The sequence below is a fragment of the Rhizobium sp. 2YAF20 genome, from assembly GCF_052114685.1.
In the GTDB taxonomy this organism is placed as follows: domain Bacteria; phylum Pseudomonadota; class Alphaproteobacteria; order Rhizobiales; family Rhizobiaceae; genus Rhizobium.
Genome location: NZ_JBFRFF010000076.1, coordinates 1 through 13030, shown reverse-complemented (window position 1 = coordinate 13030; position 13030 = coordinate 1). Strand labels below are relative to the sequence as shown.

The following is a 13030-nucleotide window of genomic DNA, read 5'->3' as shown; positions in this document are numbered from 1 at the left end:
TGCGCCAATTCGGCCAGGGTGTCGAAAACCATAATGAGCAGGCCGGGCAGGGCATCCTTGAAACCCTCCGCAGGATCAAATGGCATCTCTGGCACGGCAATGCGTACCGTGCCCGTGAGGAAATCGACGAACTGCAATTTGATGCGGAAGCGCTCGAAACGGACTACCCGATCATGCGCAAATTTCTCACCGCCATCGGCGAGTTCCGATCCTACATCGCTTCCCACCGCGCAAGCCTGATCAACTACGGCGAACGTTACCGGTCCGGGGAGCGGATTTCCTCGGCCTTCGTCGAGGCAACCGTCAATGCCGTCATCAGCAAGCGGTTCGCGAAAAAACAGCAAATGCAGTGGAGCAGAATCGGTGCGCATCTTCTGCTAGAAACCAGGACGCAGACCCTCGACGGCTCCCTGCGCTCGACCTTCCAGCAATGGTATCCCGGGATGGCTAACGACAATCAGGAACCAGACGAAACGGCTCTCGCCGCATAACTGCCCCACACTTCCTCATGCTCCCCATGAGGCGTGCAGCACGATGGATGCCATTTTGCGTTTGTTGTGCTTTGTATCGTCGTTCTGCGGCGCTTTCCCGCGCGTCCGACGCAAAAGCGGGCAGTCTCTTCTCATGCTTGATCCGTGCCGGACTTACGCTTTGGCGGCGTTCTGTATGTTCAGTCGCATGACGACCGCATGGATGCATGCTTACCATGTAAAATTTCATTGCACGTCGTCGCATTTCGGTCGACTTTTACGACAATTTTTTCGGGGCGTTCGCTTTCTTTGCGCAGGAGAATGGTGACAGTGCATATGTCCTTGCTTGAGCGAAACGACAGAAGCCGGCCCTTTGTTTTCATTAAGACCTTATCTACAGCATCTGCGCAGTCGGCCCGCTGATCCGAAACGAAAATCGGCCGTGGTGCTTCGATGTGTGATGACATTGCGATCGGGAAGATCACGGTTGCATTCCAGAATGAGGTCATATCGTTGAGCTCCAATCCCGAGGCGCGTTAACACTCTTTCTTGCATGGCGCCGTTCGATAGTCCGTCCGAGTAAGCTAAGTGTGGGACATATTTCTTTCCGTGCTCCGCCGTGTCCGGATCGCCGCCGCGATGAAGACGCGCGACAGGCCGTGATATAGCGGTTCACGCGATAGCAGACGCGATGTGACATAGCCGATCATCGATACCGCCATGATCGGGATGACGGCCTGATGGTCACCGGTCATTTCCAGAATGATGACGAAGGCAGTCATCGGCGCTTGTACGACGCCCGCGAAATAGCCAGCCATGCCGAGGATGGCCGCCAGTGCGATGCTCGTACCCAATAGTGAACCAACCGTGCTACCGAAACCGGCGCCAACGGCAAGCGACGGCGCAAAAATACCGCCGGGAATGCCTGAGATCATCGACACGAAGGTTGCCAGCAGTTTGCCCGCGAAGAACAGCGGGGGCAGGGCATGGCCTTCGACGGCACCGCGCGCCTGCTCATAGCCAGTTCCGAATGTGTTCCCTCCCGAGAGCACGCCGATGATGGCAACGACAAGGCCGCAAGAACCCGCGAGCAGGACGAGCCGCGCCAAAGGCTGTGGCAGCGCCCAGCGCCGGATGCGAATACCCGTATAAAGGACAAGACCGCTGAAGGCCGCCCCAAGCGCCCCGCCACCGACGCCGCAGATCAGCATGACGATCCAATCCATCAGCATGGTCGGCGCGACATCGGCCGTGCCGAAATAATTATAACTGCCGGAGAGGCCGAGGGCCGCGAGGCCGGAGAGGATGACCGCCATCAGCACGAGGCCGTTGGCCCGCGATTCATAGGTGCGGCTCATCTCCTCGATGGCGAAGACGATGCCGGCCAGCGGCGTGTTGAAGGCGGCGGCGATGCCCGCGGCGGAGCCGGCAAGAATCAAGCCTTTCGCCTGCGCCATACCGCTGAAGCGGGCAACTGCCAGCATAAAGGAAGCACCCACCTGAACGGTCGGCCCCTCGCGGCCGATCGAGGCACCGCAGAACAGCCCGAGGACAGTCAGCGCGATCTTGCCGAACGCAAGTCGGAGCGACAGCAGCCTGGTGCGGTCTTCGTCATGATGCAGATGCCGTGCCGCGATCGCTTGGGGAATGCCGCTGCCTTGCGAGTTCGGAAACAGCGTCGCTGCCAGATAGGCGGAAAGCGCAAAACCCACCGGTGACAGTGCCAGCGGCAACAGCCACGCCCATTCTCCGGAACTCGTCACTCCGACAAAGGCTCGCTGTGCCAGATCGGCCAGCTGGGCGAAGCCGACGCTGATAACGCCGATCGCCCAGGCGCCCATCCAAAACACCAGTCGCGGCCGCCAAAGATTGAAAGACCCCCAGATGACACGGGAACGACGGAGAAGTTTCGGTCTGCGGTGGTGTGGGGGCATTACTGGCCTGAGAAAAAGTTGCAAGTCGGAAGATTCTGTTAGCTGGATGCTGGCTGATCCAACCGCGTATTCACAGTCCGCCTTGGCTCGGTACTATTCGCCAAATCTTCGGGACGACGTTTTATTATCGCCTGTGGCAGGATGACGCTTGGTTTGGCTTGGTCGTAATCCGAAACCGCCCCGACTGTGCCCCACACGGAGACATCGCCGCCCCTGTTTATCAGGGTGCCACCGACGGAACCATATATCAGTGCCGTTGCCCCGGCTTCGACAATAAGGTCGTGATTGACGGTGCCATGAAGCTCAATCCTGCGTCCCTTGGGAACGGTCAGGCTTCCGCTGATCAAACCATAGAACCGGAGATCGCGGTCGAGGGTTATCGACCCGTCCACTTTCACATCAAGGTCATCCACTTTGAGTTTCCTCCTTCTGGGACTACGGTCGGCTGATTGCTGAGTGGTGGGACAGATCCGCTTCCCGTCTAAAGATCACAGGCATACCGCCAATGCGGCCGTTGAACTTTCGCGATATGGTGTCTTCCTTCCGACAGAACCGACCAAAATCTGATCACAGGCTTTGGTCCATCGGACGATTGATATGAAGCGGCAATTCGATAACGTCCTTTCCACCGGCGAGCGGCCGTTCGAAAACTTGTCGACCATTGGGCCGTCAGCGATAGTATATGTCACATCGTGACATAAATTAAAGAGGTAAATAGGTGGTGAAATCAGATCGACACGGGCTCGCCCGATCGCCCGCCCGGGGAGAACGACAAATCGATCCCGTCGCGAACAAAGGCATGCAGTCGAAAACGGCGTCGATTGGCGAAACGACGGCCGAGACCGCAAGTGCACCGACGCTCGAGAATAATGTCTATGAGGGACTGGCAGGCGTGCGCCTAGCAATGCGGCGTTTTTTGGCATTCAGCGAGTCCGTCGTCACTGCAGCCGGCATCACATCGCAGCAATATCAGGCGCTGCTGGTCATCAAGGTCTCGCCACCCCAAGGTATTATGATCCGGGATCTGGCACAGCAGATGCTGCTACAGCCGAACGGTGCTGTTCAATTGGTGGATAGGCTTGCCAACGCGGGTCTTGTCGAGCGCCTCCAGTCTCCGGAAGACAAGCGCAGTGTCCTTGTCACCTTAACGCCACACGGTGCCCGTCTACTTGAGCATTTGGCAACAGATCATCTTCGGGAAATGCTGACACATGAGCCTTTGCTCGCCGAATCGCTGACGCGCCTCAGGCGCATGAGCAAACGGCGTTAAGCTGGGTGTCGGCCTGTGCAGGATGCCTTGCAGGCGAAAAGTATATCATTGCATGATATAAATATGCTAGGATGCCGGGAGCGCGTGGATGAAATTTCATTCATAGGGCCGCAGCTAGTCTTGCCGATGGTATGGAATCAGGCGAGGCGGCGGCGTCTGCCGAATAAAGGGATAGGCTTTCATGCTTACGATTCTATCATGGCGACATATTCAAACGAAAACTCCCTAGTAGCGGTTTTCGACAATGTATCCGACGCAAATGATGCAACGGACCGCCTGAGGGCCGCGGGCCTTCCGCCCGGTAAACTCACGCTGCTGTCAGGGGCGAGCGCGATAGCCTTCGCGCAGCGGAATCAAGGCGGATTTTGGAACGAAATCGCTGCCTTTTTTCGCGATGAGGAGGAGCGGCGCGATCTGCTCAAAGAATTGGCGCATGGTGGCTGCTTGCTCGTTCTGACAGATCTCGACTTGGATGAAGACGACGTTGCGCTCGATATCCTTGATGATGAGTAGCCTAACCATTTCATCGGATACAATTTTGGAAAATGAATGCAAGGCGGGCGGCAAGTCTCTGCTCGCATTTCATTGGCGCTGGTTACCGGCCAATTCTGGGATGACCGGGCGCTTTCCTAGACTTTCGATAAGACTTAATATATGTCAGCATATGACATATATGGCATCCGCGCGGTCGGATGCGTCTGATTTGTAAACGAATACAGTTGAGCCGGACGATTGCCAGCATACCGCTGGTCGGAGAGCCTATGAAATCCATCTTCAGGAATCCAGCGGTACTAGGCAATGACGCCTCAGCGGGTCGAGCACCAAAAATTTTGATTTTTCGATCGGGCCGCCAGATAGGATATCTTCGGAAGATCGGAACGGTCCCCGGCTGTCAAAATGGGTTGCGGTGGACGGCCAGGGGCAAGAAAAAGCACACTCCTCGAGGAGAGGCGCAATCCGATGCCTAGAGGAATGGGCAAATGCGGATCGCACCGTTTCGGGAGAAAATCATTCGTCTCCTAAAGACAGATGATATCGCGTCTTTTCGGGGCCGCCGTGGCGGCTGCGTTGCCAATTGTCTGACATATCGTGGGAACCCAGAGGGGAACCAAGCCTTAGGGATTTAACTTCGCGATCCCAGCATGTGTTTCGTCGGAGACATAGTGTGGAAGGCCGAAGTCATCGCGTATTTGTCGCCCCAGTAACAAATTAGCCAGGAAAGGCAGGGCCATCAGGGAAGTTATGGCGTTGCGAAGCGCAATCCCAAATCCGGTTTTCGGAACGAACGATGACGCAAATCGGCTTGCCATTTTCTGCTTGTGCTGCAGGAACGGCATCATTCCTACTTGATAACGCGCGAGACCAGCCAATGGGTTATCTTTTGCGCGTGCGAGTTCGCCGGCAAGCACGTACGCCTCCGTCATCGCCAGACCCGAGCCCTCGCCCCCTAGCAGCGATACGCAAGCTCCCGCATCGCCGACTAGAGCGGTTCGGCCCTTGATCCAATTGCGCATCTGAATTTGGCTAACCCGATCGAAATAAATCTCTTCCGCACGTTCCATGCTCTCCAAGATTCGCGGACACTCCCAACCAACGTCTTTGAAGACATCGCGCAGAACCGCTTTGCGCCCCGCGTCCGTCGCGGGAATTATAATTGTCGAGTCAGGCTCACGGTACACAAACAGGAAAAGCGTCCTGTCGTCACGTATGGAAAACCGTGAGACTTGTTTGCCCGGTTCGGCATAGCTGACATAGGTCAACTCATCACGTGGGCGATATGCCGGAAGCTCAAATGCCGCAACCCTATAACCAAGATAGACCTCAAATTGCTCCTCTCGGCCAAATCGAAGTTCACGGACACGTGAATGTAGGCCATCGGCCCCGACCACAACATCAAACCTTCGGCCGGCATGATGATCAAAGCCCACATCTACGCCATGGGCGTCTTCATCGATTGCAGCGACGCTATCCCTAAAGATTGTTTCAACCTTGCCGTCGATCGCCGCGTAAATGGCTGCTGCAAGGTCACTTCGTTTCAAGCTGACAAACCGTTTGTCGAGTGGTCGCGTTAGCACATCCGTCGCGAAGCCACCCCGTCGCTGACCGTCGCGGCCGACGAAGCGCACCTCCCCGACATCATAACCGGACACCCTAAGATGCGGGACAATCCGCATCATCGTCGCCACGTCATATCCAAGTCCCCAGAAGTCGATAATATACCCGCTGGATCGCAGCCGTGGGGCCTGCTCGATCAGTACAGCCTCGTGGCCGTAGCTGTGAAGCCAATAAGCCAATGTCGATCCCGCGATGCCAGCCCCATTGATCGCAATTTTCATAGAAGTGCCTCTTTTGACAAGGCGCAGGCTTATCACTCGACTGCTCGAGGCATTTTATATCACACCGTGATATTTTTTCATAGTCGGCGGAATATTGATTATGAACTCAGGGAGAATATCCCAGGGAGAGAAAGTGCCGATTGATCGCGCTTTCTATGGGATTTTTCCCATTTATTTATGTCATAGGATGAGTTATTATCGATGCGTCGCCTTGGGAGGAGGTCCGCGATCGAAGACAGAGAATCGCTGCTGTCACCAGCATCCGTCCCTGACTGGAGCGGGGGCCTGCAATGGGAAGTCAGCGACCGCGATCGCGGACCACAAGGTACCGGGATTTTCAGACCCACGTTTCGACAATTGTTCACGCCGGCACTTGGATGAATACGACTTGGAAGAATGCGCCGTTAAAATTCATGGGATCGACAGAATTGGACAAGGGCGTCTGCTTTCATGGCATTGCCGCCGGAAGCCTGACAGCCCCAGGTGGGGCGACGCTTCGACTTCAGCTGAACCGACTGCGGCCCGTAAAGGATAAATTCGAGGTCGGAGGCTCGGCGGAGAGTACATCACCCGCGGGATTGTCGGTGGGTCGATCGTGATATTGATGGGTCGGATGTCCGCATTGCGGTCTGTGTCCTTGCTGGTATAGTTGCTGCCATGACTGCGTTGCTCGATTTTCGCACTCTTGCTTGGCTCATGTTCGTTGCGATCATTTTCGCGACGGCGGCTCCTATCCGTTGGCGACCTCGCACGCATATATCCGTTGAAATCGAGCGGACCGTTGCGTTCGGGCTAATGGCGATGATGTTCATTTTTGCTTATCCGAATGACAGAAGGGTGGTCGCCATTTTTTGCATCCTTGGTGCAGTCGGCACTGAACTGCTTCAAGCAATCTCGCCCACGCGGCACCCACGCCTCAATGACGCATTGTTCAAAGCAATGGGGGCAACGGTCGGTCTCGTCGTCGGTGCACTGATCCTGCAAATAGCTGCGGTGATGCCTCCTTCGTAGCGCCGTCAAACTCCTGGGCGAGGAACCCACACAGCGATGTCAGAAAGCTGTTGCTGCTTATCAGCGTGGAAAAGCCAGGCCCGCTTACTCGCTACTCTGATCACCAACTGCTTTGGACACGCGGCCGATAACCTTGTGCGGACGTTCGCCGGATTTCGTGCGCGAATTCATCGTCGATCGGAAATGACCGCTGTGTGGCAGCCTGGGCGCTGGCTGCTCGAAATTGGCAGCTCTCCATATTCGTCGAGTAGGGCGAGTACGGGCAAATTTCGATTGGTCTGAGAGTTCCTGCCGCGGCCTTGAGAGCGTAAGGTATAGGATACCGATCCCGACCATGCTCGATAAAATGGACAACCCTTTCCGATCTCCAACTGCTTCCGCGTTCCTGGCAAATCTCGATTTCAGTCGGCTGCGTTCGCTCGGTCGACGGAGCGAACCGGGATTGGTTGTCATCGGCGCGATTGTCGGCGTCATGTCCGGTCTCGCCGTGACGACAATGAGCCTCGTATCGCGGCAAATGCACAGCCTGATCTTCAGTATCAGCGACGGCGATCAACTGAGTGCGTATCCGTTCGGGAACAAGCTTCAAATCCTATCTGCCCCCGTCGCCGGAGGCGCGCTACTTGGCTTGATGCTGTTTTTGCTGGCAAAGACCCGCAAGAAGCCAATGGTCGATCCGATCGAGGCCAATGCCCTCCACGGTGGTCGGCTTTCGTTGACTGACAGCGTCGTCATATCGGTCCAGAACCTGGTTTCCAACGGATTCGGGGCTTCGGTCGGCCTTGAAGCAGGCTACACCCAGCTTGCCGCAGGCATCGCGTCAAAGCTCGGCTTATTGCTGAAGCTACGCCGTTCCGACATGCGTATGCTGGTCGGCTGCGGGGCGGCCAGTGCGATCGCCGCGGCCTTTAACGCACCGCTGACTGGTGCTTTCTATGCCTTTGAGCTGATCATAGGCACATATACGATTATCGCTCTGACCCCCGTTGTGGTATCCGCACTTGTCGCCACTCTCGTCGCCAGGTTTTTGTCTGGGGCGAATGTCATGATTGCCGTCGGAAACTATGGAGCCGTCGTTCCTGCCGATTATCTTCCGGCCGTCTTGCTGGGCGCCGTGTGTGCTGGCTTGGGCATATTGCTCATGCAGGCTGTATCATTCGTCGAGGAATTCGCCAGAAGGAGTTCGATACCACAGTATGTTCGCCCGACGCTCGGCGGGATCTGTGTCGGGTTGCTTGCTCTTGTTTCTCCTCAGGTTCTAGCGGCAGGACATGGCGCACTCCACCTGGATTTGGTGGACCAGGTCGCCGTTCCGACGCTCATTGGGCTACTCCTGCTAAAGTCGATTGCTTCCGCCGTCTCGATCGGCTCCGGCTTCAGGGGCGGATTGTTTTTCGCCTCGCTGTTCATGGGAGCGCTCATCGGCAAGATCTTTGCGTATTCTGCCCCATATTTCGACCATGTGACGCTGACGCCGGTCATTTATGCCATCGTCGGCATGAGTTCACTTGCCGTCGCCATCATCGGCGGACCGCTCACAATGACTTTCCTTGCACTTGAGATCACCGGCGACTTTCCGATCACCGCCCTGGTTCTGGCCGCCGTCATCACCTCGTCACTGGTGGTGCGCACTACGTTCGGCTACTCGTTCGCGACATGGCGTTTCCACCTGCGTGGCGAGAGCATCCGCAGCGCCCACGACGTCGGCTGGATCCGCAACCTTACGGTCGAGCGAATGATGCGTCCCGATGTCCGGACTGCCAACGCCGACATCACCGTCGATGAATTCCGCCACGACTTCCCGATCGGCTCCACCCAGCGGGTGATCCTGCTCGACGAGGTCGGGAAATATGCCGGCATCGTGCTCGTCCCAGACGTCTATGCAAGCCCTGTCGAAAAGGACGAGGAGAGCCGGGGCCTTGGCGATTTCGTCCGCCACAAAAGCGATTTCCTGCAGCCGCAGATGAACGCCAAACAGGCAGCACAGATCTTCGACGAGACTGAAAGCGAAGCACTTGCCGTCGTCAACAACCAGATCGAGCGCAAGGTCATCGGTCAGCTATCGGAGAGCTTCACGCTTCGTCGATACTCGGAAGAACTCGACCGCAACCGGCGCGAGGCGTCAGGCGAAATCTAAAAGCCAGCACGGACGATGCCCGTCTCTCTGACGGTCGAATGGTAGACTCCAAGAAACGGATGCCCTCCATAAAACTGCAGACTTCAAAAGTCAGCTGACGGTAGCCGCACCCATGGACGATTCCCCGGTCTGCGAGAGCCAACACGTCGCCGGGATCGGGCAGGTGCAAACGTTGCTTATGGATTTGCAAATCAGACGTTAGCGAGATCCGCTTGCCACGGTCGCTCGCAAAACGTCTTGTCCGCCGCGAATCCACGAAGCGCTGATTGCTTCAAGAGATGACGCGTTGCCAGCGCGCTTCGGGCACAAACGCGTTGATCGAGAACGGGCAGGGCGGCTTCCGCTACGATTGTTCGATGGTTGCCCAAAAATCGTCACAGGACACGACCCAACGAGAGTCGCCGGATTTGCAACCCGACATGTTTGATAAGATGGTATCTAATCGGAAGCCTTTCCGAGGTCTCCGCCCTTTGCCGCGATTCTGTAGGTAAAAGGATCTGTGAGACCGCCTTTGCCTTGCCGTACAATTCTCTTGTCCTGAACCAGCTTTCGGCATGCGGCGTTAATGCGTTGCTGGGAGCCTCTGTTGCCGAACAGCATCTGCGCCAGCTGTGCTTCAGATTTATGTGGCACTCTCGCGACAAGCGCTTCAAGCCGATCCGCGACCGTTGTCATTATGCTGCCCGACAATAAAACATGATCCGAATTTCCAAAGGAGGCAGAGCGGCCCTCGTTGGAGTTGTATCCCTGATATCGCGTGCCAAGACAACACCGAAATCCTTTGCGAAGCCGCGTGTCTAGCCGGAGATAAGCTTCCAGCCAACAACGACGAGAATGACGGCAAGGAACATCCGGATAACGCGCTCGTGCAGCCGCAGCGCCAAGAGAGAGCCGACGACGATGCCGGGGATCGAGCCGACCAGCAGGGCAAAGAGCATCATCCAGTCGATCTCGCCGATCGCCCAGTAACCCATCCCGCCGATCAGCGTCAGCGGGACGGCGTGGGCGATGTCAGATCCCACGATCTCGCGGACATCAAGGCGCGGATAGAGCACCAAAAGCACCGTGACGCCAAGCGCGCCGGCGCCGACCGAGGTCAGTGTGACCAGGACGCCGAGGACGAGCCCGAGCAGCAGCGTCAGGGCGCCGACGGTGCGTGGGCTCATGGTATCACGGCCGCGCCGCTGACGAGCCGCAGCCAGCATCGCCAGCACTTGGCCGCGAAAAACCAGCATCGTCGCCGTCAACAGCAGCAGACAGCCGAGCGACAGCGTGATTGTGTGGGCGACCGACACGCTGCTGCGATCGACACCGGCCATGATCCACAGCATCAGAAGTGCTGCAGGAACGCTGCCGGCCGCGAGCGTCGCGACGATCTTCCAGTTGACGCGGCCGTGCCTCCCGTGAACGGCCGTGCCCGCCGTCTTGGTGATTGCCGCATAGAGCAGGTCGGTTCCGACTGCCGTCACCGGATGGACACCGAAGAGCAGCACCAATAGCGGCGTCATCAGCGAGCCGCCGCCGACGCCGGTAATCCCGACCAACATGCCGACGACCAATCCAGATAGCGAATAGAGTGGCTGGAACGAGGCCAATGAACTCACTGCCTCGATCTCCGCTGGTCGCCGAACGGGCATCGCAAAATTGACTTCACGTCTACGGCCTAAACAAAGTAAATATTACGGTCGTCAGTATTGCCGCTAACTGGGGAGGCACTACCAAGGAAAACATATACAAAGAAATTATCGATCACCGGGCGCCCTTATCGTCAGATCAAAATCGTTACTGCAGCGTGATGCGTGGGGTGAGATTCGCTCTCGCCGAATAGTTGGGTTGGCCAGTGACATGCATGGCAATGACCAGATATACGACAACTGCGCAGCACACAATTGCCAAACACCAGAGAGGAGAACCTTCTTCCGAGCCTCCCGCTGTTTTTCCATGAAGCTTGTCGACTGTCGCTGAAGATGGCGAAAAAAGGCCCAAGGTTAATGTGCCGGATTTGTCTTCCGTCGATACACCGCGAGCCGCAGGGGGATGCCTGGCAAGTTCAAATTTAAGAAGGTCACCCATTTTCCGCGCCCGCAAAAGATATTGCGAAATATTACCTCTTATTGATTCATTTGAAAATGCTGCTCAGGCAGTTCGTACGCAACACCTAATGATTATGCTCCCCTTGTACGATCACCAAGCGTCAGCCCGGGCGGCGGCGGCTTGCGGATTACCATATTGTAATTTGTATTTTGGTTTCATGCGGGACCCAATGGCTACGGTCGGACATGATGGACGGCCTGGGGCTCGTAGCGAACATTTGCCTACAGTGCCGTAGCGAGCCCCTCTGTCTATCGTCCGCCTCGTGTCTGCGTCGGCACCACAGCGCTTCCGATGACCCCCGTCCGAAACAGCGCTCGAGTGATGTTGTTGCAAACTTCTCTTTGGCACATCGCGATCCCGTCGGGAGGGACAGCCATTCCTTCAGTTCTCAGTGCAATTCAACGGCTCACCTACGAATGAAGCTGGTGTATACTGGGTTAGCTAATCGTGGCCGCGACCGCCTCAGGGGCAGGACGGCATATTGGACGGGAGTTGAACGATGGCCGGTGTTGGATCGAAGCTGCGACAGGACATCCCCGCGATGCCCGATGCAGATCCGCTTTTGGGCTCGGCGCCGTCGGATTCTTCGGCTGTCGTGGGATATTTTGCTTCGTTTGCAATGACGGCCCTCGCAACGGCCGTAGCTGTCGGTATCGACCGCGAGGTGACGATCCCGAACGTTTCCCTCATATTTGTTGTGCCGGTGGTCATCGCGGCCATTAGCTTCGGCTTGGGGCCCTCCCTCTTCTCAGCCATGCTCGGTGCTCTCGCCTACAATTTCTTCCTGACTGAGCCTCGCTACACGCTGGTCGTCAACGACCCAGCAAACATCTGGGCGATCGCGCTATTTTTTGTGGTCGGACTCATCGTGAGCGGCGTCTCTTTCACCTCCATGCGAAGAGCGACTGATGCGACGCTCCTGAGAAGGCAGACGATTGTGCTGCAAGGCTATAGTCGCGACGTTGCGGCCGCCGACAATACGGAGGCGATCGTCTCAATCACGTCCGAAGCCCTCGCAGTGCTCTTCCAAGTTCCCGTCGCCGTGATGCGCGTTAGGGAGGGCGCCGTGATTTCTGTTGAGATCGTTGGCGGCGAAGAGCCCCACGAGGCCGACTTCGAGGCGGCTCGATCATCGTCGGCCACGGGATTGGTCGCGCGCGCCGGAATCAACCCGTCGCTGGCCTCGCGCTTTGATTTTTGGCCTGTGACAACGTCGGTCGGTGAACATGCCGTCATTGGAATCGCATTCGATCCCGACGAACGACCTTCGGCGCCCGATACGTTAGTCGATATCGTTGGGAGTGTTTTAGCGCTGTCGCTTGAACGCCAGCATTTCCGGGTCCGCCGCGATCCTCGGTCTGCACGTTGAACCCGAGGACGTGATATTCGCCAGATATGTAGATTCGCAAAGGTGTCCGGTGACGGGTCCGCTCGTGATGCCTCGCGGTGCGTAGCACTGCCCTTTTTCGCCATGAAGAGATTTTTTGCGACTAATTTGTCCGGACTTGTTGGACAATCGTCTAGCTGGCGACTAGACGATCGATTCCATGAAAGCGGCCTTTGATGGAACCTGAAGTGTGTTCGTGGATTCCTCGTTTGAGATTATTCAACCGAGGAGTTTCATCATGGCACCAAGGCGGCGCGTAATCGAGCTGGCGATGAGCGAGCAAGAGACTGAAACGTTGACGGCACTTTCGCGGTCTCGAAGCGAACCGGCGAGCCGAGTATCGCGGGCCGCTATGCTGTTGGCCTACCGTGACAACCCGTCGTTCTTTGCC

The 13030-nt window shown here is 56.8% G+C and carries 11 protein-coding genes and 1 pseudogene; 6 read left to right on the top strand and 6 right to left on the bottom strand.

Annotation, left to right across the window (positions count from 1 at the left end):
- Nucleotides 1-491: pseudogene (locus AB4Z52_RS35095) on the top strand (ISKra4 family transposase); the annotation flags it as partial.
- Nucleotides 492-670: 179 nt separating this feature from the next.
- Here AB4Z52_RS35095 and AB4Z52_RS35090 read toward each other — a convergent pair.
- The 3 genes from AB4Z52_RS35090 to AB4Z52_RS35080 form a co-directional block, all read right to left on the bottom strand.
- Entirely contained in the window at nucleotides 671-979 is a 309-nt protein-coding gene (locus AB4Z52_RS35090; protein ID WP_442222439.1) for a hypothetical protein, read from the bottom strand.
- A 75-nt stretch (nucleotides 980-1054) separates the two neighbouring features.
- Entirely contained in the window at nucleotides 1055-2404 is a 1350-nt protein-coding gene (locus AB4Z52_RS35085; protein ID WP_442222438.1) for a chloride channel protein, read from the bottom strand.
- A gap of 38 nt (nucleotides 2405-2442) precedes the next feature.
- Nucleotides 2443-2817 carry a hypothetical protein gene (locus tag AB4Z52_RS35080; RefSeq protein ID WP_442222437.1) on the bottom strand — a complete coding sequence of 125 codons (375 nt, stop codon included), beginning with the start codon at nucleotides 2815-2817 and terminating at the stop codon, nucleotides 2443-2445.
- Nucleotides 2818-3203: 386 nt separating this feature from the next.
- Here AB4Z52_RS35080 and AB4Z52_RS35075 point away from each other — a divergent pair, with 386 nt between their 5' ends.
- Together AB4Z52_RS35075 and AB4Z52_RS35070 are read left to right on the top strand one after the other, a co-directional pair.
- Entirely contained in the window at nucleotides 3204-3674 is a 471-nt protein-coding gene (locus AB4Z52_RS35075) for a MarR family winged helix-turn-helix transcriptional regulator (RefSeq protein ID WP_442222436.1), read from the top strand.
- Between the two features lie 84 nt (nucleotides 3675-3758).
- On the top strand, nucleotides 3759-4187 hold the full coding sequence (locus AB4Z52_RS35070; RefSeq protein WP_442222435.1) for a hypothetical protein: 429 nt from the start codon (nucleotides 3759-3761) through the stop codon (nucleotides 4185-4187).
- Between the two features lie 602 nt (nucleotides 4188-4789).
- Here AB4Z52_RS35070 and AB4Z52_RS35065 read toward each other — a convergent pair.
- A complete protein-coding gene (locus AB4Z52_RS35065) occupies nucleotides 4790-6010 on the bottom strand; it encodes an FAD-binding domain (RefSeq protein WP_442222434.1) in 1221 nt (406 codons plus the stop codon).
- 696 nt (nucleotides 6011-6706) lie between these two features.
- Between AB4Z52_RS35065 and AB4Z52_RS35060 the strand changes: the two genes are divergently transcribed.
- The gene (locus tag AB4Z52_RS35060) at nucleotides 6707-7021 is read left to right on the top strand and encodes a VanZ family protein (RefSeq protein WP_442222433.1); all 315 of its coding nucleotides are present in this window, start codon (nucleotides 6707-6709) and stop codon (nucleotides 7019-7021) included.
- A gap of 346 nt (nucleotides 7022-7367) precedes the next feature.
- The gene (locus AB4Z52_RS35055) at nucleotides 7368-9158 is read left to right on the top strand and encodes a chloride channel protein (protein WP_442222440.1); all 1791 of its coding nucleotides are present in this window, start codon (nucleotides 7368-7370) and stop codon (nucleotides 9156-9158) included.
- Between the two features lie 797 nt (nucleotides 9159-9955).
- Here AB4Z52_RS35055 and AB4Z52_RS35050 read toward each other — a convergent pair.
- Both AB4Z52_RS35050 and AB4Z52_RS35045 read right to left on the bottom strand, forming a co-directional pair.
- Nucleotides 9956-10795 (bottom strand): sulfite exporter TauE/SafE family protein, encoded by an 840-nt coding sequence (locus AB4Z52_RS35050; protein ID WP_442222432.1) that lies wholly within the window; start codon nucleotides 10793-10795, stop codon nucleotides 9956-9958.
- A 145-nt stretch (nucleotides 10796-10940) separates the two neighbouring features.
- Nucleotides 10941-11231 carry a hypothetical protein gene (locus AB4Z52_RS35045; protein WP_442222431.1) on the bottom strand — a complete coding sequence of 97 codons (291 nt, stop codon included), beginning with the start codon at nucleotides 11229-11231 and terminating at the stop codon, nucleotides 10941-10943.
- 520 nt (nucleotides 11232-11751) lie between these two features.
- Here AB4Z52_RS35045 and AB4Z52_RS35040 point away from each other — a divergent pair.
- A complete protein-coding gene (locus AB4Z52_RS35040; protein ID WP_442222430.1) occupies nucleotides 11752-12621 on the top strand; it encodes a DUF4118 domain-containing protein in 870 nt (289 codons plus the stop codon).
- The last annotated feature ends 409 nt before the right edge of the window (nucleotides 12622-13030 follow it).

Excerpts from the sequence above, each read along its gene's own strand:
- AB4Z52_RS35090 (WP_442222439.1), bottom strand. The coding sequence starts at position 979 with ATGACCTCATTCTGGAATGCAACCGTGATCTTCCCGATCGCAATGTCA.
- AB4Z52_RS35085 (WP_442222438.1), bottom strand. The coding sequence starts at position 2,404 with ATGCCCCCACACCACCGCAGACCGAAACTTCTCCGTCGTTCCCGTGTC.
- AB4Z52_RS35075 (WP_442222436.1), top strand. The coding sequence starts at position 3,204 with ATGCAGTCGAAAACGGCGTCGATTGGCGAAACGACGGCCGAGACCGCA.
- AB4Z52_RS35065 (WP_442222434.1), bottom strand. The coding sequence starts at position 6,010 with ATGAAAATTGCGATCAATGGGGCTGGCATCGCGGGATCGACATTGGCT.
- AB4Z52_RS35060 (WP_442222433.1), top strand. The coding sequence starts at position 6,707 with ATGTTCGTTGCGATCATTTTCGCGACGGCGGCTCCTATCCGTTGGCGA.
- AB4Z52_RS35055 (WP_442222440.1), top strand. The coding sequence starts at position 7,368 with ATGGACAACCCTTTCCGATCTCCAACTGCTTCCGCGTTCCTGGCAAAT.
- AB4Z52_RS35050 (WP_442222432.1), bottom strand. The coding sequence starts at position 10,795 with ATGCCCGTTCGGCGACCAGCGGAGATCGAGGCAGTGAGTTCATTGGCC.
- AB4Z52_RS35045 (WP_442222431.1), bottom strand. The coding sequence starts at position 11,231 with ATGGGTGACCTTCTTAAATTTGAACTTGCCAGGCATCCCCCTGCGGCT.
- AB4Z52_RS35040 (WP_442222430.1), top strand. The coding sequence starts at position 11,752 with ATGGCCGGTGTTGGATCGAAGCTGCGACAGGACATCCCCGCGATGCCC.